The sequence below is a fragment of the Leucobacter chinensis genome (genome assembly GCF_019049105.1).
Classification (GTDB): Bacteria; Actinomycetota; Actinomycetes; order Actinomycetales; family Microbacteriaceae; genus Leucobacter_A; species Leucobacter_A chinensis.
On sequence record NZ_JAHQZR010000002.1, the window covers coordinates 210,420 to 233,371 of the forward strand.

The following is a 22,952-nucleotide window of genomic DNA, read 5'->3' on the forward strand; positions in this document are numbered from 1 at the left end:
GTTCACCTGTAACGATATACCCATTGGGGGTATTCCCGTCAATGGCAATTTCAAACAATGTGCTTCACAGCACTGCCCCATACCGACAGCCAAAAGCATTCGCACCCCACGCTAGAAATATACCCCGCGGGGGTATATGGTGGGCACATGCAGAGCAATCACCATCATCACGATCCCGAGGCCCATCAGGCAGCGATGGGTGATCACAGCAGCCACGAAGCGCCAACGGGGCTCGATCCGCACGCAAACCATAGCGACCACCACGCGGGCCATACCGAGCACGGCGGCAACGGCGGACACAGCGGGCACGCCGACCATGTCGGCCAGTTCAGGCGACTCTTCTGGGCAATGCTCGTGCTGGCCATTCCCGTCGTGAGTTTCAACGCCATGTTTGCGAGCCTGCTCGGCTACTCACTCCCCAATGCCTCCTGGGTCGCATGGGTCTCGCCAGTCATCGGCACCCTCATGTACGCCCTTGGCGGTTGGCCATTCCTGAGGGGCGCCGCAGGAGAACTCCGGGATCACAAGCCAGGCATGATGCTCCTCATTAGCCTCGCCATCACCGTCGCATTTCTCTCATCATGGGGCGCAAGCCTCGGCCTTTTGAGCCACGAACTCGACTTCTGGTGGGAACTTGCCCTGCTCGTCGTCATCATGTTGCTCGGGCACTGGATTGAGATGCGCTCGCTCGCCCAAACCACCTCGGCACTCGATTCGCTTGCAACATTGCTGCCCGACGAAGCCGAAAAGGTCGTGGGAGACGAGATCATCACCGTCTCCCCATCCGATCTCTTCGTTGGCGACACGGTTGTGGTGCGCCCCGGAGCAGCCGTGCCCGCCGACGGCCGCATCATTGAGGGCACAGCGAGCATGGACGAGTCAATGGTTACGGGCGAGTCTCAGACGGTGCAGCGTGGGGTCGGCCAGCACGTTGTCGCGGGCACGATCGCGACCGACTCAGGCCTTCGGGTCGAGGTGACCGCAACAGGCGCCGACACGGCGCTCGCGGGAATTCAGCAGCTCGTTGCCACCGCTCAGGCTTCGTCTTCTCGTGCCCAACGCATCGCAGACACCGCCGCTGGCTGGCTCTTCTGGTTCGCGCTTACTGCCGCGGTCATCACGGCGATCGCCTGGTCTCTCGTTGGGTTACCCGACGCAGCCGTGGTGCGCACCATCACGGTGCTCGTGATTGCCTGCCCCCACGCCCTCGGTCTCGCGATTCCGCTCGTCGTCTCGATCGCAACCGAACGAGCAGCTCGCGCCGGGGTGCTCGTGAAAGATCGCCTCGCACTCGAGTCGATGCGCCTGGTCGACACCGTGCTCTTTGACAAGACCGGAACGCTCACGAAAGGCGAGCCAACCGTTACCGCGGTCGAGCCTGCCCGGGGCTTCACTGAGGAGCGGATACTTGAGCTCGCCGCGGCGGCAGAGCGCAGCAGCGAGCACCCCTTAGCTCAGGCCATCGTCAGCGTTGCCGAGTCGAAGGGACTCAGCGTTCCCAACGCGAGCGATTTCTCGTCATCGCCCGCAGTCGGAGTTCGCGCAACGGTCGCGGGCAACACGATCGAGGTCGGCGGCCCCTACCTGCTTGAGCAACATTCGACGAACGAGCTTCCCATCGCCGACGAGTGGCGCGCTGAAGGAGCGATCATTCTGCACGTACTGCAAGAGGGGGTCGTCATCGGAGCCCTGCGACTCGCCGATGAAATCAGAGCAGAGTCATTCGATACGGTCAGAGCACTGCACCGTTCAGGCGTGCAGGTCGTTATGATCACGGGCGACGCCCAGGCGGTCGCCGATACCGTCGCCGAAGCGCTCGGTGTCGACCGGGTCTACGCTGGCGTGCGCCCTGAAGACAAGGCCGCGAAGGTCGCCGAACTCCAGGCCGAGGGGCGTCGGGTCGCCATGGTCGGCGACGGCGTCAACGACGCCCCGGCTCTCGCACAGGCCGATGTTGGCATCGCGATTGGCGCCGGAACCGACGTGGCCATTGGATCAGCGGGCGTGATCCTCGCCTCTTCTGACCCGCGATCAATACTGTCGATCATCGAGCTCTCGCGCGCAACGTTCCTCAAGATGACGCAGAACCTCTGGTGGGCCGCAGGCTATAACCTGCTCTCAGTCCCGCTTGCTGCGGGCGTGCTCGCTCCCATAGGGTTCGTTTTGCCAATGAGCGTCGGCGCGATACTCATGTCAGCGTCTACAATTGTGGTCGCCGCCAATGCACAGCTGCTGCGGCGCCTCGACCTCACACCAGAAAAGAGTGTCGCCCGCATTCTCGACGGCCCTGCCTCACAGAACCCGTCGCCCACACCAGCACGATCAGGAGCCGCATCATGACCCTCGAACCCCAGGCAACGCCACCGACAGAGCCCCAGCATGAGCACGCACATCACGGATACATTAGCGACAAAGACCGCTACCTCGCGCGCCTCAAGCGCATCGAGGGACAGGCGCGCGGCGTGCATCGTATGGTTGATGAAGAGGCTTACTGCATCGACATCCTCACGCAAATCAGCGCGATCACCTCGGCCCTCGAAAACGTCGCTTTAGGCCTCCTCAGCGACCATCTCGGGCACTGCGTCGTCGATGCCGCGAAACAGGGAGGCCCTGAGGCTGAGGCCAAACTCAAAGAGGCTTCTGACGCCATCGCGCGGCTTGTGAAGTCGTAGGGTGTCGCGCGGTTGCCTGCGAGCATTCTGCGAGCAACCGCGCGTCTCGAGGTTAGGCCGATGGCAGCGGATCAGCCTCGTACGTCACCCACCTCGCCCGCGTCGCGAGCGTGTCGTAGAGAGCCTGGGCCTGAAGGTTGTCGTCGGCGGTGACCCACTCAACCCCTGAACGCCCCTCGGCTGCGGCCATGGTTTGGAGCCGTTCGATGAGCGCCCGCCCGACACCGCGGCCACGCGCTGCAGGGTCGGTAAAGAGGTCGTCAAGGAAGATGCTCGTAGTTGCCGTGTAGGGCGATGAGAGTCGGCGATGGTGCGCGATGCCTAGGAGTGTGCCCTGCTGCTCGGCGACGAGCGCCTTGCACTCGTGTGTCGGGTCCATCATCCACCCCCAAGCGGTCGAGACGACGGCTTCTGATGGCTCGAGCTCATAGAACTCGCGGTATGCGCGAAAGAGTTCGCGCCAGCGGGCCTCGTCGGCCATGTCAAGAGGGCGTACGGTAAGGGTGTTCTGTTCAGTCATGGGTGTCTTTCGTTTGGTGAGTTCAATTGTGCTCGCCTCTCGGGCGACGCGCCAGTGCGCCGAGTGAGGGCGGGGCGCGGCCCTGAAAGCGCCCCCTCACCGAAGAGCACCCAGTAACGCTCTTGCAAAATAGAGAGTAACGTTATCTAATAGCTTCATGATCCACGATAACAGAGCAGACGCAATCGCCGCGACTCTCGCCAATGAAGTCGCTCGTATGCGTGCTGGTGAGAGACTTCCCGGAGTACGGGAACTCTCAAAGCGGTTTCAGGCGAGCGCGGCGACGGTTTCTGATGCGCTCGCTCGACTCGCCTCCCACGGGCTCGTGCGCACTGAGCCGGGCCGCGGCACCTTCGCGTCAGGTCCCAAACGCACGAGTGAGCCCGACTATTCGTGGCAGTCACAAACGCTCGGACCAGCTCGTGTCGATGCTGAGCGGGCAAGCAGGCTCGGCAGCTACGGTTCGGGCGAGCACCTGCCTCTCTCGTGGGGCTACCTTTCGAGCGATATTCTCCCGCAAGAAGACCTGCAACGCATCACCTCCAGAGCGGCAAAGAACCCTCGTTCGTGGAGTATGACGGCCCCTGCGGGCTCGCCAGAGCTCCGCCGCGTCATCGCTGCACAGTATCGAGCTGACCCCGCCGATGTGCTTGTCGTCTCTGGCGGCCAACAAGGGCTCGTGTTCGCGATGCGCACCCTCGCTGAACCCGGCGCAACGGTCATCACCGAGAGCCCCAGCTACCCCGGCGCGATTCTCGCTGCCCAGAGCGCAGGGCTCTCGATCGCGTCTGTTCCGGCCGACGCCGACGGAATCATCGTCGAGCGACTCGCGGGAGAGCTCGAGCGCACCAAGGCCCGCATTATCTATCTCCAGCCAAGCTTCGCAAACCCGACCGGAGCCGTACTCAGCGCCTCGCGTCGGGCGGCCGTCATTGAGCTCGCGGCGACACACGGCGCATTCATTATCGAAGACGACTGGGCAAGACATCTTGCGTTCGCGCAGCAGCCTCCGCCGCCGCTCTTTGGCGACGATCCGCACGGCCATGTCGTCACGGTGACGACCTTTTCAAAGCCCGCTTCGCCAGGCCTGCGGCTCGGCGCGATCATCGCACGCGGGCCGGCCGGCGAGCGGCTTCGAGCATCGCGCACCGCCGACGACCTATGCGTCTCTCCGCTCACGCAGGAGATCGGTGCGGCACTGCTCACTTCTCAAGCCTGGCCGAGGCACCTGGGGCGCTTGCGCGCTGCGCTCACCGAACGACGCAATGCACTGCTCGCGAGCCTCGAAGCCTCGCTTCCCGAGGCCACGGTCGCCACGAGACCCACTGGCGGTTTGCACCTCTGGGCGAAATTGCCGACTGGCACAAGCACCTCGCAGCTCACCGATGCCGCGTATCGCGCTGGCCTCCTCGTAGGCGACGGCAGGCATTTCTTCGTGAACGAACCCCCGGCACCATTCGTACGGCTCTCGTTCGGCGCGGCAACACCAGCACAAATCGCCGAGGGCGTTCGCGAGCTCGGCGCCGCGCTGAGAGGCCTCACGAGCACAGAGTAGGCTCCGCAACGCGATACAGTGAGGGGTATGCACGTGACGCAGCGAAACGAGACTCAGGCCACCGCTCACCGTTTGCCAAGCCCGGCACCTGATGCTTCAGGCAGGTTTATCGAACGCGGAGCGATCGCCAACCGCTGGATCGCCCTCGCGTACCGGGCCGGGGCGATTATCGCGATCGCGATGGGTATCGCGCGCATCACCGGGCTTCTGAGCGGATCGCCCTCGTGGGACAGCCTGCTCTTTTTCACGGTGCAGAGCAACATCCTGTGCCTGCTGTGGGTCGCAGCCCTTATCGTTGTGACGCTTAGCGATCTCGCTGCTTCTGGCGCACACGGCACCTCGACACCCTCAGCACGCCTGAGCGGCGCCGTGATGATGGCCATCACCGTAACGATGCTCATTTACCTCGTCGTGCTCGTTCCCACGACCTTCGAGCAGGCGGGTGACTACGAGGTGTTCTCACTCACCGACAACCTCGTGCACATCATTACCCCGTGCCTCGTGATCGTTGACTGGCTACTCTTCGTACCGAAGGGGTCGTTTCGCTGGATCGAGCCGCCCCTCTGGGCACTCATTCCCTACGCGTATCTCGTCTTTGCTTTTACTGCGGGCGCTGCCGGGGTCGAGTTTAACCCCGGCCAGACCTACCCCTACCCGTTCATGAACGTCGCCGAACTGGGCGTCGGTGGTGTTGCACTGTGGATCATTGCCCTCAGCGTCGCACTCATTGGTTTCGGCTACGTGTACGTCGTGGTCGACCGGCTGCTCTCGTGGGTCGGCAAGCCCGTTACATAAGCCTGGTCGACTCGATCGCCTCGATGAGCTTCTGGTTGCCCTTCATGAGTGGCCTGCGCAGTACAAGCCCGAGCAGCAGCGTGGGTACGATAAACAGCGCGAGCGAACCAATCGAGATCCAGAAGTCACCCTCGTAGGTGCCGGCAAGCGCTGAACGCAACGCACTCACCGCATGTGTTGCTGGAAGGAATGGGCTGATGTTCTGGAACCACTGCGGTAGGAGCTGCAGTGGGTAGGCACCGCCAGAACTCGAGATCTGAATCACGAGCAAGAGCACCGCGATCGCCTTACCGGCGTTGCCGAAGGCGACAACGAGCGTGTAGATGAGCATGGTGAAGACCGTTGAGATCACCCAGCCTGCAAACACGAGCAGGAATGGGTGCGCGGGCTGTACCTGCACAAAGAGCATGAGCCCCAGGCAGAGAACCGTGCTTTGGAAGAGACCGACGAGGGCAAAGATGCCGTAGCGACCAATATACGTTTGCGTGGGTGTGAGCGGCGTTTCGAGGTTCATGCCGTGGCGCGAAACCCCAACACGAATCGACACGGCGGCAAGCAACGCACCGACCCACAGCGCGAGCACCGTGTAGAGCGGAGCCATCGCCGTACCAAAGCTCGCAACCTCGAACACCGGAATGCGATTGAAGCTGGCCGGTTCTGAGAGCACAGCAGCGAGCATTTCTGGGTTCGCACCGATGACGTCTGAGATAGCCGTGAGATCGCCCGAGTTGAGGCTCTTCTCGAGGGCCTTCGAAAGCTTGTCGAAGCGCTCGGCTACCTCGGTGAGATTCTCGGCGGCCTCGGCCGTCGTCTCTTCGGCACTCGTGAGCGCTTCGACGAGCGAGCCGGCACCAGAGAGTCCGTTGGTGAGACTTGAAAGGTCGGCACCAACGCTCGATACACCCGCCTTCACATCGGTGAGGGTTGAGGCGAGCTGCTGAAGTTTCGGTTCGAGGCTCTTCGAGTACGCATCTGCCGCGTCTTGCACGGCGCCCTTCGCCTCATTGACGAGGGCAAGAATGTCCTGCTTCGTCTGCTGCTGCGAGGCACGCGAGTCGGTGATGCTCTTGGCAGCAGCATGCAGGCGGTCGCTCGCAGCTTGCTGCCGATCGATCGCTCGATCCATGCTCTTGACGACCGCGTCAAAGCCAGGTTTACTGTCGGGCGGCAAGATCGGCCCGACGGTGTTCACGAGCTCGTTGCGCACCGACGTAAAGTTCGCGATGTGCGTGTCGATACTCTTCGCAGCCGCGGTGGTCGTCGATGCGAGGCTACCTGCCTGCTGGTCGGCAGCACCGTAGAGCGTGTTGAGCTTGTCGGCAACCGCGCCGTAACTCTCGGCACTCGATGTAAAGGCTTGGCCGAGCGCTGAAAGCGCCACGTCAACCGTGTTCTTGAGCTCGTTGGCGCCCTGCACGGCCGTGCCAGAAGCATCGGCTACCTCCCGCAACGACGAGCCTGCGGCCTCAGCAATGTCTGCAGCGCTCGTCACGAGCGAGGTACTCGCGCCGATGAGGGTGCTGAACATCTGCGCGGTCTCTGCCCCGGCTTTAAGCTGCGCCGAGATTTCGCCCACGTGCGCTTGCATTTTCGACAGCGCAATTTGCGTGTCGGCGGCGTCGATGTACGACGAGAGCGAGTTGATGACGGTGAGCCCGACCTCGTTCAGAGTCTTCGTAAAGGCCTCGTTGATTTGTCGCGAGACCGTTCCAGCACCCTGCTCGGTGATCTTCGGCGCGAGCGCGTTCTTCTTCTCGTTCGTGTAGTACTCGATCTCGGTTCGTTCGCTGCCATGAGCATAGAACGAGAGCATGCGGGTACTGAAGTCTTTCGGCATCACGATCGCGGCGTAGTACTCGCCCGTTTGTGTGCCCTCAATAGCCTCTTCCTCGGTCGTTACCACCCAGTCGAGGTCATCGTTTGCACGCAGCGCTGAGAGCACCTGCTCACCCACGTTGATGCGCAACGGAAAGAGCTCGCTCTCGTGCCCCTCGTCAGAGTTCGCAACGGCAACGGTGAGCCCCTTCGTGTTCTCAAACGGGTTCCAGCTCGCAATTACGTTGAACCAGGTGAAGAGTGAGGGGATGACGATGAGACCAAACACGACGATCATGGCCGTCATGTTCTGCGAAACACGTCGCATATCTTGCAGAAAAACCTGTGCGATATTTTTCATTCTCGCTCACCCCGGTCTTGATCGTTGCGCTCACGCTCACGTTCTACTCGCTCGTTCTCACGCTCGAGCATCGCTTCAAGCACCGCAAGCCCGTCTGGGTAAGCTTCATCGGTGACGGTGGCCTCTGCGGTATCTTGCTTCGGCAACACCGCTGTTGCGGTCGGCTCAGCGTCTGGCAGCGTGCCACCCCAACCGGCGCCCATGGGGGCCGAGAGGATGAGCTTCTCACGAAGCTCTGCCTCGCTCATGTCACCAAGCTCGCTCGCCGAGCGAAGCGCCTGCCTCAGGTACTCAAGCATGATGAGGCTCGCGATAATGAACAGGCACACGCCAACCCAGAGACCCAGGTAGGTCGCCGCATTTTCGGGGTTCAGCCACGCAGCAAAGCCGAGCAGCACGAGAATCGCGATACCTGCGCTAATGACCACGCGCACAATCATCGGGTAGCGCCGTAAGAAATTGAGGGCTTTGGGAACAACCTCTCGTCGGTAGCCTTCTTGGTTCGAGAGGGCCTGAATCACCCGCCCAAAGCGGTAGCGGCTGCCGACTACCTGCACGTCTTCGCTCACGAGCAGGTGCGTCGCGGCGATATTGCGGTTGAAGAAGAGGGTGAAGTGGCCGAGGTACTGACGCAAGACGAGACCGAGCACCCCAGCAAGCGCGAAGAAGATCGCGAGAATGCCCATGCAGCGCCAGTACTCGCCGCCGTAGAAGCCGCTCACGGTTTCACGAATGGCGTCGATGCCGTAGGTAAACGGCAGGTACGGGTTCAACATCTTGAAGAACTCGGGCATCATCTCAATCGGGTAGAGACCCGCCGCGCCAGGAATCTGCATGATCACGAGAATGATGCAGAGCCCCTTGCCCACGTAGCCAAACGACACCGAGAGGGCGTAGATGATGCTGAAGTAGGCGAGACCGATAAGCACACCCGTCGTTATGAACACGACGGGATTGACCGTTTGCACCCCGAGCATGAGCGTGCCGACGCACAGGAGCACCGCCTGCAGCACGCTCAACACGGCGAGGAACAGCCAGCGACCAACGTACGCTTCGCGCACGGTAATATCGCCGACCTCATCGCGGTCAACCTCGAGCCTGAAAATAACCATGAGCACGAAGGCCCCGATCCACAACGAAAGGTTCATGAAGAGCGGCGCCATAGCGTCGCCGTATGCCTCGACGGGAAAGAGTACGTGCTCGTTGACCTCGACGGGTGATGCCATGAAGTGCGCGATGCGCTCGGCATTCAGCCCGGTGAGGGTTTGCAGCTTATTCCAGGTGTCGGCGCTGCTGAGCGCGAGCACATCAGTGCGAATCGTCTCGAGGCTCTTCTGGGTCGCAGCAAGGTTCTTATCGAGCGCTGCGAGGGCATCATTCGTGCCGCCCAGCTGCGTCTCGAAGTTGTCGAGCAGATTCGAGACCTGCACGAGCTGCGTGCGCTGGCCGTCGATCGTGGCAGAGAAAGCCTCGGCACTCGAACCCAACAGCGAGATTGCACGGTTCAAGTCTGGCACCACCTGCGCGAGACTATCGCGGGTCTTTGCCGATGATGAGGCTGCCTGTTGCACAGCGTCGTTCAGCGAATCGGCCGTCGCCTGTGTCGCGGCCATCGTTGAATCGAGGTCACCGTTCAAGCCTTTCAGGCTCTTCAGCATGTCTTGATGCGCTGCGTTACTCGCCTCGACCGAAGCAATCGCCTTCGAAAGCTTATCGGCGAGGTCTGAGCTGGGGTCGGCATCGTCGAGCATGCTCTGCAGGTCGCGGAGCACCGCCCCGTGGGCCGCCACGCTCGCCTCGACGGTGTCGATCGCCGTCGCGACCTCACCGTTTGCCTGGTGCACACTCGTCGTGAGTTTCACGACCGTGTCGTTCACCTTCGATGACGCGTCGGCAATGCGGCCCGTTGCGGTCACGTAGGCGTTGAGCACCGTGTCGGTGAACTTCACGACCTCACTCTGCAGTTCGACCGAGAGCGTCTGAATTTGCGCGACAGCGCTCTTCAGGTCGCCAAGCGTCGCGTCGATCGAATCGATCGTGCGCTGGGCCGTGGCGATCTTGCCAGAGAAACCGTCCATCGTGCCCTGCAGCGAGGCGATGCGTTCGCGCGTCTCATCGACTTTGTCGGCCGTTTCGCGAAGCGCGTCGCTCGTGCCCTGCTGCGAGCTCGTGAGCTTGTCGGTGAGATCCTCACCGGCACCCTTGAGCGCCTCGGTGACGGCTTTGGCAACCTCAGCGATAAACGCGCTATTCACCTGGGCATCGAGCGTTGATGCGCCGACGTCGGTGATTTTGGGGGCGATCGCGTTTTCTTTTTCGTTGACGTAGTACTGCAGCGTCGGGCGTTCGATCTTGCCATCGGCCAGCCCCGCGAAGTCTTCGCTGAACTCGGCCGGAATGATGATCGCGGCGTACGTGTCGCCCTTGCGCACTGACTCTAGGGCCTCTTTTTCACCGAGAAACTGCCACCCGAGATCGTCATTATCGCGCAGTTGTGTCTCAAGTTCTTCGCCGATATTGATGTCACCCGTCGCCTCTGAGGTTGCCCCCTCATCGAGGTTCACCACGGCGACGGCGATATTTTCAGTGTTTGAGTATGGATCCCAAAACGCGGCGATATTGAACCAGGCGTAGAGCGACGGAGTCACAATTACGCCAACAATAATGATCCACGCTTTGGGTACGCGTGCGACTCTCTTGAAGTCGCGAGTAAAAACTCGCCAAGCGTTACGCATCGCACCCCTTTTCCTAGCATCATCGAGTATATGCGCATGGTGAGAACATACAATTTCACCGCGCCACTGTCGTTGATACCGCTACAAGCGTTCTGGGAGCTGGCGTTAGTGCTGCACGCGGCTCGCCCCTAGCGAAGCGCTACCCCCATTCGTCAGGGAATTAGGCGTTTCTGCGATCTCACGACCAAACTCCAATGTTATCCCTCTTGTGGGGCGCCATACCTGAACATCGCCGTGGGCCACAATCAGCATTGTCGTCTCTGGATGTTTACTGAGAGCGTTCACGACGCGCTGTTCGGTCACCGCATCAAGCGCCGAGGTTGCCTCGTCAAGCACCATGACGGGGGCACCCTTGAGCATGGCGCGGGCGATCGCAACGCGCTGCTTCTCGCCTCCCGAGAGCGTGCTGCCCCGATGCCCGACCCGCTGATGAATTCCCTGCGGATCGCGCCCGAGCACTCCCTCAAGCGCCGCGAGACGCGCAACACGCAAGACGTCTTCGTCGCTCGCAAGCGGATCGCCGAGGCGAATGTTGTCGGCAAGGCTCGTCGAGAAGATGACGGGGTCTTGCGCGACGTATGCGATGCGTGTGGCGAGTTCAGAGTAGCGCAGGTCGGTGAGCGGCACCCCACCGAGCGTCACCGACCCCTCGTCGGGGTCTTCAAACCGCAGGAGAAGCCCGAGTAGTGTGCTCTTGCCGCTTCCGGTGGGGCCTGAAATGACGACGCGCTCCCCCGCGCCGATTGTCGCTTCGAGCGGCCCCAGCACTCCCCGGTGCGACTGCACCGCGATGCCGAGTTCGGCCGACGCCGGAGTGCGAGGCTGTTCCGGCTCAGCGAGCACGGGAGCATGGGTCACCTCACGGAACTGCCCAAGCGAGGTCTTGAGGTCACGCAGCGAAAGTCCCGCGGTCACGAGCGTTTCGAGTGGGGCTGCGGCTCGCATCGTGAGGAGCACGAGGGCGAGCGCCTCGGCGGGGCTACTGTCGGGGCCCCAGACCAGGGTGAGCATCGCGGCCGCGAGCGGCACCACGGTTGCAACGCTTGCGGCTCCGGTCGCGAGCGCCGAGGCACGATTGACTCGGCGCAGGAGCTCCCGCTGATCGTGCTGTGCGGCGTGCAACCGCTCGCTCGCGCGTTCAGGCCCGGCCATCGCGCGAAGGAGTTCTCGGTGCTCAAGCAGCTCTGCGGCGCTCATAGCAACCGCCTCATCGCAGGCCGCTCGCCCCCGGTCGGCCCGAGCCAGTGAGCGCTGTGCCACGTATTGCGCGCCGAGGGCGACAAGGAGCCCCGTACCAACCCAAAGCGCTGCCGACGGTCGCACAGTGAACGCGATGCCTCCGACAAGCAGCAGCGGAACGAGCGGGGCAACGATAAAGGTTTGGAGCGTGTGTGCTGGAACGCTCATCATCGAGGGAATGACCCGCGACGCGACGCCGGTCACGAGCGACCTGTTGCGCTCGGTAAACCAAGAAAGCCTCGTTTCAGCAAGCGCTTCACCGAGCCTCTCGAAGAGATCGCCCGCGAGTTTCGCTCCAGTCAGGTACCCCGACCGCTGCACCAGCACCGTGATCATCAGGGCGATGAGGCTCATCGCAATCACCATGCCCGGCCCCCGACTCTGCACGATGCAGAGCGCGAGAACGGTATAGGCCGCAGCCTCGCTGAGAGCGACGAATACCCACCCGAGTGCGATAACGGTCAATCTGTTACGTGTCTTAGCGAGCATCGTGCGCTCCTTCTGTTGTCTCTAGGCGCGGTGGGTGCGCTCCATGGCTCAGCTCGCGAGTTTCGTCTTCGCTCTTCCCCGCGTCGTCTCCGAGCAGCAGGGTCTCGTGCGCCAAGCGTGCGACTTCGTCATCGTGAGTGACCACGATGAGCGCGATCTCGGCGCGCTCGCACTCAATGAGTAACTCCCGCATGACCTTTTGTGCGGTGTCTCGATCGAGCGCACTCGTTGGTTCATCGCACAGCACCACCCGCGCGTCGCCCACAAAGACCCTCGCGAGGCCAAGCCGTTGCTTCTCACCGCCAGAGAGCACGGCGGCATCGGCGTCAAGTGCAACCTTCAGCTGGGCTCGGTCAAGGGCCTCAAGCATCGAGGCATCACTCGCGTCAGGGTGAGCCACCGCGAGATTCTCACGCACGGTTCCCGCGAGCACGTCAGAGCCCTGCGTGATGAGCATCACCCGCTCGTGAAGTGGGCGCTCACCCGCTGCTCCTCGCGAGCCGCCATGCAGCACGACGGTGCCGCACGTTGGGTCTTCGTGGCCGGCCATGCAGCGAAGAAGCGTTGTTTTGCCCGTTCCTGAGGCGCCGCGAATGACCGTCATCGTTGCCGGGCGAAAGCCGTGGCTGAGGTCGCGCCAGAGCACACGCTGCTCTGCCTGCAACGAGACCTGGTCGAGCGAGATCACCGCGTCGTCGAGACCTTCACCCTGCGAATGTGTTGGGCCCCGCGTCTCGGCCTCCGCCGCAAAGGCGTTCAGCTCGTCGGCGGCGATGCGCCCCGCACGAACATAGTCGAGACCGTGACCGAGCCTGAGCGCGGGGGTAACGACCGCGAGGCTGAACATGAGCAGCACCGAGAGCACTTCAATGCTGCTCCCGTAGCCCACGAGATAGGCAACCGCGTAGGTTGCGGCCGCCTGCAACGCTGCCACCGCAACGCTGCCGAGGGTCGCAACCCGTTTGATCCACGTCACCATGCCACTGGTAAAAGCCCGGCTCTCGCGTTCGTAGTCGGCGCGGGCACCGGCCTCTGCACTGTAGAGCCTGCAGGTCGCGATGCCGCGCGTGTAATCATCGACCGCCGTGACGATGTCGCCCATGACCCGCATGCTCTCGGCCCCGTGCTTTGCCGAGGTTTTGGGTACGACCCAGAGGTAGTAGCACGAGGCAATGAGCCCTGGAATCAGCGCGAGCAACGAGAGCGGGCCAGCAACCGAGACGAGCACAACGATCGAAGCCGCCGGCACGATCACGAGAGCGGCAATCTCTGCGGGTAGGTGCGCGACCATGTGGTGCAGCGCCGTGATGTTATCGGTCACGAGCCTGCGCAGGTCGTTGCCGCTGTAGCGCGCGACGGCACTCTCTGGCAGCCGCATCAGGTGATCGACCACCGATTCGCTCAGCCTGGCCGAGAACCTGGCCTCGGCATGGTGCGCGAGCCAGCTCGCGAGCGAGGCGCTCACCGCGGCCGCGGCCCACAGTGTCGCGACCACAACAACCTGCCGTGTACTTGGCTGAACGATCACGTCGATGAGTGCCCAGAGTGCTGCGAGCGAAAGAAGCCCTGAAAGCGAGGCGCAGAGCACGGCCCCCACGAGCCCAGCACGGCTCGGCCGCAGAGCACGGGCGATCATGCCTCGCCCCGTTCTACCGCGGCATGAGGTTCGTTGTCGTGTCACTGCAGTGCTCCCTCGGTTGTGATGCGTTCGATATTGAGCGGTTGCTCGGTTGCCCGCTGGTGTTTGGCGTCGCGTTCACGGCCTCGCTCACGGCCAAGCGGAACGACCTGCGGGGTGCCCACGGCGGGGTCGGTGGTGATGAGACAGCGAACTCGAAACACCCGCTCAACAAGGTCGACCGTCAGAATCTCGGTAGGCGGGCCTTCGGCTACGATGCACCCCTCGTTCATGACGATGAGGTGCGTCGCATACCGAGCGGCCTGGTTGAGGTCGTGCAGTACCGCGACGAGCGTGTGCCCCTGTTCGTGCAGGTCGGTGCACAGCTCAAGTACCTCGAGCTGATGGGTGAGATCAAGAAAGGTGGTCGGTTCGTCGAGCAACAGGATGTCGGTTTGCTGCGCCAGGGCCATCGCGATCGAGACCCGCTGGCGCTGGCCACCCGAGAGCTCGGCGACGAAGCGGTCAGACAGCTCGGTCACGCCGGTGAGCCGCATTGCCTCCCGCACCGCCCCCTCATCGTCACGCGACCACTGCCGCACGAGCCCCTGATGGGCGAAGCGCCCCCGAGAGACGAGATCGGCGACGCGAATGCCGTCGGGGGTGACCTGGCTCTGTGGCAAGAGCCCGAGCTTCTTCGCCGCTTCTTTGGGTGCGTACTGCCGCAGGGGCTTGTCATCGAGCAACACCTCACCGCGGCTCGGCTTCATGAGCCTCGCGAGTGCGCGCAAAAGCGTCGACTTGCCGCAGCCGTTTGGGCCGACAATGACGGTGAACGAGTTGTCGGGAATCGACACCGAAAGGTTCTCGCTGATGAGCACCCGGTCGTAGCCGATGCTCACGGCTTCAGCGCGCAGTCGCGAGGTCTGACTACTCGCTGCTTCAACACGTGCGCCGTTTACATGCGCGTTGGTCATGAGTGCTTCCTTGTCTCTCGAATGAGCAACCACATGAGGTAGAGGCCGCCAAGGCACACGGTGATGAGGCCAACGGGCACCGTGCGAAAGAAATGGGCGATCGTGAGTGCGAGCAACTGTGCCGCCGCGAGCAGCGCGGCGCCCATGCACGCCGAGGCCCCGAGCGTCACCCCCTCGCTCTTCGTGAGTCGTTTCGCCAGTTGCGGCGCAGAGAGTGCGATGAAAGGAATGGGGCCAGCCGCGGCCGTCACGATCGCCGTGGCGGCAACACCCAAGACGAGCAGCAGCGGTTTCGCGGTCACCGCGCGCACCCCCTGCGAGACCGCCGTGTCGTCGCCCAGCTCAAGCTGCCTGAGGGCTGGCGCGAGTGCGGCGAGCGCCACAAGCAACCCGCAAGCGAGCAGCAGTGCCGGGAAGAGCGCCTGCCAACTGACCCGGCCCAGCGATCCCGCATTCCAGAAGCCAACGCTCATCGCGTCTTCGATGTCGGCCCTCGTAATGAGATACGAGTTGATCGAACCGAGCATTGCTGAAACGCCGATGCCCACGATGATGAGGCGAAAGCTCTGTGTGCCACCCCGATACGACAGCGCATACACGATGAGCGCGGTGGTGAGCCCGCCGACCATTGCGGCGAGCGCCACCGACCAGTAGTTGTTCTTGCCGGCGATGAGCACCACGAGAACGACCGCGGTATACGAGCCCGCGTCAAACCCGATAACGTCGGGTGAGCCCAGTGGGTTTTTGGTGAGCGATTGAAACACCGCTCCCCCGGTTGCGAGCAGTGCACCAAAGAGCACGCTTGCGACCGCTACCGGGAGCCGCCACTCGGTGACGACCATGCGGTGAAAGCTCTCGCCCCCTCCGTTCAGTGTTGCAAGCACCTGCCCCGGGCTCAGCGGGTAGTCGCCAAAGCCAAGCGAGAGAAACGCCATGGTGACGGCGAGTAGCGTGAGCACCGTGCACACGACGATGTTTCTCGTGACAATGCGCAGTGAGAGCGAACCACGCCGCAGCGTAGCCGCCCGGTACCCGAAGCGAACGGGCTGCTGCGTTTCAACAGCCGCGCTCATAGGCCACTCGCTTTCTTCCGGCGCACGAGCGCGATCAACACGGGTGCTCCAACGAGCGCGGTCAAGACACCGGCCTCCATCTCTCCTGGCCGCACGATGATTCTTCCGAGCACGTCTGCGGCGAGAACGAGCACGCCCGCGGCGAGCGCTGTGTAGACGATGATCCACCGCTGATCGGGCCCCGTGAACCAGCGCACGAGGTGAGGCACGGCAAGACCGATGAAGGCGATGCCTCCCGTCAGGGCTGTTCCCGCACCCGCGAGCAGTGTCACCGCGACGATACCGAGCACCCGGGTGCGCATCACGTTCGCTCCGAGCGCTACGGCTTGGTCGTCACCGAGCGCGACGGCGTTGAGCGATGACGCGATCATGAGCGCGATCATGAGCCCCACCACGATGAATGGCACAACGGTGAGTGTCTCAGCAACGGTGGTGCGGGCGACTGACCCCAAGCCCCAGCGGCGAAACGATTGAAAGGTTTGCTCATCGATGAGCGTGAGAAACGTGGTGAAGGCCATGAGCACCGCGGTGAGCGCGATACCGGCGAGCACGAGCGTGACCGGCGATGGTGACGATGAGCCAGCGGCCCCCACGAGGTAAACGATAACGGTGGCGACAACGGCACCGATCATCGCGCACCAGACGTACCCCAAGATGTCGGCCACGCCGAAGAACCCGACCCCGAGCACGACGGCGAACCCTGCGCCCGCGTTCACCCCGAGAATGCCGGGGTCGGCGAGGGGGTTTCTCGTCATCGCTTGAATAAGGGCGCCGGCAACGCCAAAGGCAGCGCCCGAGACTACCGCTACCAGGGTTCGCGGCACCCGCAGGCCCCACACAATTGGCGAGGTCTCAGAGCCATCGGGGCTCGCGATACTGCGCCATACCTCACTCAGGCTGAGCGGGTTGGCACCGACACTCAGGCTCAGCGCGATAGCGAGCGCCAGCAACGCGAGCAGCACGACTGCACCGAGAGCGCGGCGTGCATCGAGACTGCGGCGAGCGCCCCTGCTTTCGAGCGCGCTCACGGTTTGGGGGTGATCGGGCACTTCACCTGGTGAGGTGCCCGCTTGACCGAGTGCGGTCACGGGTTCTCCTTGAATGGGCTTTCGGGCAACCTCTCTGGGCGGGACGACGGCACGAGCGCGGCGCCGCCCCTCCCAGAGCGGGTCATGGGTCTTGTACCGACCTATAGGGTGTCGGCAAGCAACGGCACGAGGTGGTCTGCCGCCCAGGCGTTGCCAATGGGCCCACCACTCGTGATGGCCCAGAGCAGGTCGCCGCCATCGTCGGTTTTTGGCGGTAGCTGAATGAAGCGACCCGAGGTGACCGCCCCGAGGTTTTGGAAGAGGTCGCGCCCCGTGAGCGCTTCGAGTTCGGCATCGCTTGCCGCGGCGCTCTGACCGAGTAGCAGCACATCGGCATCAATCTTGCCAACGAGTTCGTCGCTCACGGTTGTATCGCCCGTGAATGATGCTGCCTCTGGATTCTTCTCGAGGCCGAGGTCGGTGAGAAAGCCCTCTGGTGCTGAACCCTCCTGCGAGAAGTACTGCAAACCGTTCGCGGGGCCGTAGTAAATGGCCCAGGTCGCGGTTTTGCCAGCGAACTCGGGGTGCTCTTCGCGAATCTCGGCGAAGCGCTCATCGTGCTGCTCAATGACCGAGTTGGCAGTGTCGCTCAAGTCGAGCGCCTCACCTATGATCTCGATCGAGTCCTGCCAGCGGATCATGCGTTGGTCTGAGGCCGGGCTCGCGGCAACGGGCGCGATGCTCGTGAGCTGGTCGTAGTAGTCGCCCAGATCGCCGAAGCCTGGCACCCAGCCGACCGCGATGATGACGTCGGGTTCGCTCGCGGCAATCGCCTCGATCGGTATGTCTTCGCCCATCATGTACTCGTAGGTCGTGAGCTCTTCGGCGCCGTGCTCTGCAAGATAGCCGCCCTCGCTTACGAAGTTCGAGCTGAGCACCGGGGTGACGCCGAGCGAGAGCAGCAGTTCGGTGTCGATCGCGTTTGGCACAATCGCTGCCACGCGCTCTGGCCGCTCTTCAAGCACCGTCTCGCCGTAGGGTGTTTCGAGGGTGAGCGGGTATTCAGTGTTTCCTTCAGCGGCGGGCAGGAGTGACTCAGTTGCCTGGTCGCTCGCGGCTGGGGTGTCGGCCCCGTCATCAGCGTTGTTCGAGCAGCCGCTCACGACGAGGGCGAGGCTCAGGGCGACGCCAACTGAGCCCAGGAGTCGTTTGGTTGTGGTGGTCAATGATTACCTTTCGTTTGCGGCATCGGTATCGTGCCGGTGGTGTTTCCAGTAGCCCGTAAAGTCGATGGCCGTTTTCGGCACCCCTTGCGTCTGGTGCACGAACCTTCTGAGCGCCTGCACCTCAGACTGTTCACCCGCGAGCCACACGAAGGGTTCACCCTCGGGCCACTCGGCGACGCGCAAGAGATCGCTCGGCTCGGGCAACGAGCCTTGCTCAGCCACGTGCTCGGCACGGTCGACCCAGTGCACGGTGATCGTGTCGGGATGCGTGAGCTCGATGCGGTGTGCCCGTTCGGCGACCGAGATGACCGCGAGGCCACGCGAACCGGGCTGAAGTTCTTCGAGCAGTCTCGCGATCGCGGGAAGCGCCGTGTCATCGCCGTACATGAGCCACCAGTCTGGGCTTTCGGGCAGGCTTTTCGTCTGTCCTGGGCCAACGATGTGCATCGGTGCGCCCGGCAGCACTGCCTGTGCCCACTGCGAGGCCACACCGTCGTCGCCGTGCAGTACAACGTCGAGATCAATCTCACCAGCCTCGGCATCGTGCTTGCGCACCGTGTATGCCCTGGCAATAGGTCGCCGGCCGGGAGCGAACTGCACTCGCCCGCTCTCGTCAGTTTCAGGCAAGACCGGCAACGTCTCGCCTGGATACGGAAAGAGCATCCGAACGTCATCGTCGAAACCCGTTGAGACAAACGGCGGGAACGCTTCTGCACGCAACGCCTTGCCCGCGAGAGTCACCCGCTTCATGGCGGGGCTCACGTCGCTCACCCGCACCACCTCGAGCTCGCGCACCGCGACATCGATCAGGCTCACTCGTCGACCCGTTTGAGACACCCGTTTCCCACTTCCTGCAACACGCTTCGCTGGCTCCAGGGCGCCAAGCGGCAACCCACCGAGTTAGGCTAGCCTTACCCACAACAGATCAGTTATCCCGGGGTGCACGAGTCGTACCCTGCGAGCAAACGGAGGGCGAGGCTTGGATACGACCATGACGACGGTGCCCGGCACCGAGACCCAATTTGCCGGGCCAACAACCTTCACCAACGCGCACGACACCGCCGCCCTCTGGGCACACTCGGGCACCGCGACCGTTCGCACTGGAACTGAGCGGCACCTGCTCACCACCGGCACCGTTCTGCTCGTACCCCCAGGGGTTCCTTACTCGATCTACCCTGGCCCAGAAAGCACCATCGTGCCCATCGCTTTCACCCCTGAATCGCAGGGTTCGACGCCCTTCGCCCACACGCTGAGCATCACGGTGGGGCCCGAGTGGCACACGGCGCTGCTGCATCAGTTCGCCCTGAGCCTCGGCTATCTGCGCGGGCCCGCCCGCACGAACACCCTGTTCGAGGCTCTCCGAGCCAAGCGGCCCACGAAGCCGCACCCACGAACCGCAGCGGCAGCCGTCAGCTCGCCGAAGCTCCCCTTCTCGCCCGAGGCCCGCTTCATTGCCGCCCACCTCATTGCACACCCTGAGCACGAGGGCGATGTGCGCTCACTTGCCTCGCTCGCAAATCTTTCGTCCCGCGCACTGCAGCAGCAGTTCGCCGACGAGACAGGGCTTGCGATAGGTCAGTGGCACACGGCTACGCGCGTGAGCATTGCGGCCCAGCTCATGACCGAGGGCTTGCTCGTCAAAGACGCTGCGGCGAGGGTCGGCTTCTCAACCCTCGCCGGGTTCACGAAAGCATTTTCGGCCCGTACGGGCATGCTCCCGAGCACCTACCGCTCCCGCCTCGATGAAGCGGCTGAAGCAACGCAGCCCCGCACGCCGAGCGTGACGCTCCACACCCCCGCAGAACAACCGCCGCCCGCACCACACCAGGGCTGTTCAACGTGGAGCCGAATCAACCCCTTTCACGTACTCCTGTGGGCCTACCGGGGCGGGGCTCGCGTTACCGTTGGCAGCCGAGAGCAGCGCCTCACCGAGGGAGAAGCCGTGTGGTTACCGGCTGGCATCGCGAACACGCTTGATCTCGAACCGGGCGCCATCGTACTCCCCCTGGGCTCGCTGCCGGCGGCACAGTGCACCGACATTGAGCCAGGTGCGACGCTCGGCTTTGCGCGTTCCTGCGAGCCCGCGCTGTTGCGCACGATCGTCGCAAACTACACAAGGCTCGCCCCGCGACACCACAGCCGCTCACTCATCGCCAAGCATTTCGCCGATCACGCACGCGAGACGAAGCGCTCCAGGCACGCTCAGCAGCATCCGACACAGCGGGCGATCGACCGCATCATCGCCCACACTCACCAGAATCCCGGTGACGATCGCACGCTCGCTGCCTGGTCTGACGAACTCTGCATTGAGGCCGGAGTGCTCGGAACCACCTTTGCCCTTCGCACTGGGCAGCACTTCGCCGATTGGAGGGTGGGGCTTCGCATGACCCTCGCACGGGAGCACCTTGAGGGCCGCTGGAGCGTCGAAGAAACAGCGCGCAAGCTCGGCTACGCCCACCCGAGCGGCCTCTCAAAAGTGTTTCGCAAAGAGCACGGCATGCCGCCGGGAAGCTACCAGCGATCGGGTTGGCACCATTCTCGAGAAACGTGGATCACGAGATAGCCCTGTTGCCTGAGCCACGGCTCGGCTAATCTCACATCTATGAAGACTCTTCAGCGCCTCGCGATTACCCTCGGGGTGCTCGCGGTGCTCGGCGTACTCCTTGAACTTTGCCTTCGCGCGATTCTGCCGTCTCTCGTCGAGACGGGCGCGAGGCTCGCCCTTCGCGTGCCGAAAGCCGAGACCGTCACGGTTGAGACGCGCGGCTCTCTCCTGCTCAACGCACTCGCCTGGCGCATCAGCAATGTCACGGTGACCGCCACCGGCGTGCCTCTCACCTCCGAGGTCGATGCTACGGTGACCCTCACGGTTGGGCGCATGCCGCTCCTGCCGACCTTCGGTAAGCTGCACGACGGCACGGCAGAGTTCGCCGCCCATGCCGATGATCTCGACGGTATCGTCACGATCGTGAGCCGGGGCCTCGCCGATCACGGCGAGATGCGCGAGGGGCAGCTCGTGACGAGCGGGGTGCTCACCGACGAGCACTTCGATCTGCCCCATAGCCCTCCTTTTGAGATCTCGTACGAGGCGCCCGTTGACCTCGAAGCCGAGAATGGCGATGTGCTCGTCACGCCTCACGACGTGACGGTGCAGGGAGAAGGCCCGGTCGCAAGCTTCTTACAGTCAGCAATGAGCGAGCAGCGCCCCGTGTGCATCGCAGATGCCCTGCCCGCGGGGCTCACGCTCACCGGCGTCGAGGTCGCAGAAAGCGGGGCCGTCACCTTCACGGGCAATCTCGCCGAGCGGCTTATCTCAGACCCAGACATGCGGCGGCGGGGCTCATGCGAGTGAGGCGGGCATGAACACACTCACGCCCGCCTCATCCGAAGAGATTCGGATTCGCGGTTAAGCCGGCTTACTCGTACATGCCGATGTTGATGGGGCCGGTGAGATCAGGAGCCGGGTTCTTCAAGCCGCGCGTCTTCACGAGCAAGTAGATGAAGCCGGCGATGATCCACCCGCCTCCAATCATCATCGAGAGCGAGTCGAGGCTCGCCCAGAGCCCGATATTAATCGCCGCCCCGATTCCGGGCACGATGACAAACAGCAGCAAACTCTTCAGGTCTCGTCGCTGCAAGAACTTGAAGAAGACGAAGATCACCGAGAGGTTCACAAAGGTGAAGGCGATAAACGCTCCAAAGTTAATCATCGAGGCTGCCTGATCAAGGTCAACGAACAGCGCGGTGAGCGCGATCGCGGCAACGATCATGACGTTGCCCACGGGAACGCCAGTGCGTGTGTTGATCGAGCTAAAGACCTTCTTCGGCAGGGCGCCATCGCGTCCCATTGCGTAGAGCAGGCGAGCTGCGCTCATCTGTTGCGTGATGCCGCAGCCGAGCACGGCCATCATGTAGCCGCCAACGAAGATGGCCTGAAACGCGGCACCGCCGATGTACTGGGCAATCTCGGGCGAGGCGCCCACGATGTCACCAAGCTCGGTCACATCGGGAAAGAGCACCTGCATGACGTAGGTGACGGTGATGAAGAAGGCCCCCGCGACCGCGATGATGATGAAGATTGCTCGCGGAATATCTCGGGTCGGCCTCTCGGCTTCTTCGGCGAGGGTCGAAACCGCATCAAACCCTAGGAACGAGAGCGCGAGAATCGCGGCGCCGGCTGCGATTGAGACGACCTGAATATCGCTCGAGAAAAAGGGCTCAATCGTAAAGGCCGCGTCGTTGGCACCGCTCATAATGTTCTTCACGGTGAGCACCACGAAGATCACCGCGACCACGAGTTGAATGCCCACGAGAATCATGTTCATGCTCGCCGCGAGCTTCACCCCGACGAGGTTCATCACCGTACAAATCGCGATCGTCAAGACGACCCACACCCCGAACGGTACATCGGGCATGATCGCCCCCATGTAAATTCCCGAGAGAATCGCGTTGATCATGGGCAAGAGCAGGTAGTCGAGCGTTGCAGCCCACCCCACGAGGAAGCCTAGGTGCGGGTTAATCGCCTCTTTGGCGTAGGTGTAGGCCGAACCCGCGATGGGAAAGAACTTCACCATCTTCGAGTAGCTGTACGCGGTGAAGAGCACCGCGACCATCACCACGAGGTACGCGAGCGGCACATGGCCACCCGTCTCTTCGGCGACGATACCGAACATGTCGAATACCGCGAGCGGAGCCATGTAGGCGAGCCCGATAAAGACGAGGTGCCTCAGCTTGAGCGTGCATTTCAGCCCCTCCTGCCCCTTGCCGCTTGAGGGTGTTGCGCCCTGGCCCGTCGCACTGGGTGCTGATGGCAACGTTGACATCGATGATCACTTCTTTCTGTCTGAGG

Annotated in this window: 17 protein-coding genes; 6 read left to right on the forward strand and 11 right to left on the reverse strand. The window is 62.9% G+C overall.

The window, feature by feature from the left end; genetic code table 11:
* Window positions 1-147 precede the first annotated feature (147 nt).
* Together KTJ78_RS02950 and KTJ78_RS02955 are read left to right on the forward strand one after the other, a co-directional pair.
* The gene (locus tag KTJ78_RS02950; RefSeq protein WP_217132454.1) at window positions 148-2,340 is read left to right on the forward strand and encodes a heavy metal translocating P-type ATPase; all 2,193 of its coding nucleotides are present in this window, start codon (window positions 148-150) and stop codon (window positions 2,338-2,340) included.
* Complete coding sequence (locus KTJ78_RS02955) at window positions 2,337-2,672, forward strand: metal-sensitive transcriptional regulator (RefSeq protein ID WP_217132455.1); 336 nt, start codon at window positions 2,337-2,339, stop codon at window positions 2,670-2,672. Before KTJ78_RS02950 ends, KTJ78_RS02955 begins: the two co-directional genes overlap by 4 nt.
* A 52-nt stretch (window positions 2,673-2,724) precedes the next feature.
* Here the strand turns inward: KTJ78_RS02955 and KTJ78_RS02960 are convergent, their stop codons facing one another.
* On the reverse strand, window positions 2,725-3,192 hold the full coding sequence (locus tag KTJ78_RS02960; RefSeq protein WP_217132456.1) for a GNAT family N-acetyltransferase: 468 nt from the start codon (window positions 3,190-3,192) through the stop codon (window positions 2,725-2,727).
* Between the two features lie 157 nt (window positions 3,193-3,349).
* Here KTJ78_RS02960 and KTJ78_RS02965 point away from each other — a divergent pair, with 157 nt between their 5' ends.
* Both KTJ78_RS02965 and KTJ78_RS02970 read left to right on the forward strand, forming a co-directional pair.
* Complete coding sequence (locus tag KTJ78_RS02965; protein ID WP_217132457.1) at window positions 3,350-4,747, forward strand: aminotransferase-like domain-containing protein; 1,398 nt, start codon at window positions 3,350-3,352, stop codon at window positions 4,745-4,747.
* A 27-nt stretch (window positions 4,748-4,774) separates the two neighbouring features.
* Complete coding sequence (locus tag KTJ78_RS02970) at window positions 4,775-5,542, forward strand: Pr6Pr family membrane protein (RefSeq protein ID WP_217132458.1); 768 nt, start codon at window positions 4,775-4,777, stop codon at window positions 5,540-5,542.
* On the opposite strand, the gene KTJ78_RS02975 is transcribed toward KTJ78_RS02970, so the two are convergent.
* From KTJ78_RS02975 to KTJ78_RS03015, 9 genes are all read right to left on the reverse strand, one after another.
* Entirely contained in the window at window positions 5,535-7,718 is a 2,184-nt protein-coding gene (locus KTJ78_RS02975; protein ID WP_217132460.1) for a YhgE/Pip domain-containing protein, read from the reverse strand. The genes KTJ78_RS02970 and KTJ78_RS02975 overlap by 8 nt on opposite strands.
* Window positions 7,715-10,453: a YhgE/Pip domain-containing protein gene (locus tag KTJ78_RS02980; protein ID WP_217132462.1), complete on the reverse strand. Its 2,739-nt coding sequence runs from the start codon at window positions 10,451-10,453 to the stop codon at window positions 7,715-7,717. Before KTJ78_RS02980 ends, KTJ78_RS02975 begins: the two co-directional genes overlap by 4 nt.
* Window positions 10,454-10,558: 105 nt before the next feature.
* The gene (locus tag KTJ78_RS02985) at window positions 10,559-12,181 is read right to left on the reverse strand and encodes an ABC transporter ATP-binding protein (RefSeq protein ID WP_217132463.1); all 1,623 of its coding nucleotides are present in this window, start codon (window positions 12,179-12,181) and stop codon (window positions 10,559-10,561) included.
* Window positions 12,171-13,862, reverse strand: a complete 1,692-nt coding sequence (locus KTJ78_RS02990; protein ID WP_217132464.1) for an ATP-binding cassette domain-containing protein — start codon at window positions 13,860-13,862, stop codon at window positions 12,171-12,173. Before KTJ78_RS02990 ends, KTJ78_RS02985 begins: the two co-directional genes overlap by 11 nt.
* The gene (locus KTJ78_RS02995) at window positions 13,859-14,776 is read right to left on the reverse strand and encodes an ABC transporter ATP-binding protein (protein ID WP_217132465.1); all 918 of its coding nucleotides are present in this window, start codon (window positions 14,774-14,776) and stop codon (window positions 13,859-13,861) included. The genes KTJ78_RS02990 and KTJ78_RS02995 overlap by 4 nt, the downstream gene beginning before the upstream one ends.
* Complete coding sequence (locus tag KTJ78_RS03000; protein WP_217132466.1) at window positions 14,773-15,849, reverse strand: FecCD family ABC transporter permease; 1,077 nt, start codon at window positions 15,847-15,849, stop codon at window positions 14,773-14,775. The genes KTJ78_RS02995 and KTJ78_RS03000 overlap by 4 nt, the downstream gene beginning before the upstream one ends.
* Window positions 15,846-16,937, reverse strand: a complete 1,092-nt coding sequence (locus tag KTJ78_RS03005; RefSeq protein WP_369807950.1) for a FecCD family ABC transporter permease — start codon at window positions 16,935-16,937, stop codon at window positions 15,846-15,848. The genes KTJ78_RS03000 and KTJ78_RS03005 overlap by 4 nt, the downstream gene beginning before the upstream one ends.
* 101 nt (window positions 16,938-17,038) lie before the next feature.
* A complete protein-coding gene (locus KTJ78_RS03010) occupies window positions 17,039-18,103 on the reverse strand; it encodes an ABC transporter substrate-binding protein (protein ID WP_217132467.1) in 1,065 nt (354 codons plus the stop codon).
* A gap of 3 nt (window positions 18,104-18,106) precedes the next feature.
* The gene (locus KTJ78_RS03015) at window positions 18,107-18,919 is read right to left on the reverse strand and encodes a siderophore-interacting protein (RefSeq protein ID WP_369807951.1); all 813 of its coding nucleotides are present in this window, start codon (window positions 18,917-18,919) and stop codon (window positions 18,107-18,109) included.
* A 163-nt stretch (window positions 18,920-19,082) separates the two neighbouring features.
* Between KTJ78_RS03015 and KTJ78_RS03020 the strand changes: the two genes are divergently transcribed.
* Window positions 19,083-20,666 (forward strand): helix-turn-helix domain-containing protein, encoded by a 1,584-nt coding sequence (locus KTJ78_RS03020; RefSeq protein ID WP_217132471.1) that lies wholly within the window; start codon window positions 19,083-19,085, stop codon window positions 20,664-20,666.
* A 39-nt stretch (window positions 20,667-20,705) separates the two neighbouring features.
* Window positions 20,706-21,455, forward strand: coding sequence for an LmeA family phospholipid-binding protein (locus tag KTJ78_RS03025; RefSeq protein ID WP_217132472.1), 750 nt, complete (start codon window positions 20,706-20,708; stop codon window positions 21,453-21,455).
* A 64-nt stretch (window positions 21,456-21,519) separates the two neighbouring features.
* Here the strand turns inward: KTJ78_RS03025 and KTJ78_RS03030 are convergent, their stop codons facing one another.
* The gene (locus KTJ78_RS03030) at window positions 21,520-22,926 is read right to left on the reverse strand and encodes an APC family permease (protein WP_217132473.1); all 1,407 of its coding nucleotides are present in this window, start codon (window positions 22,924-22,926) and stop codon (window positions 21,520-21,522) included.
* Window positions 22,927-22,952 lie beyond the last annotated feature (26 nt).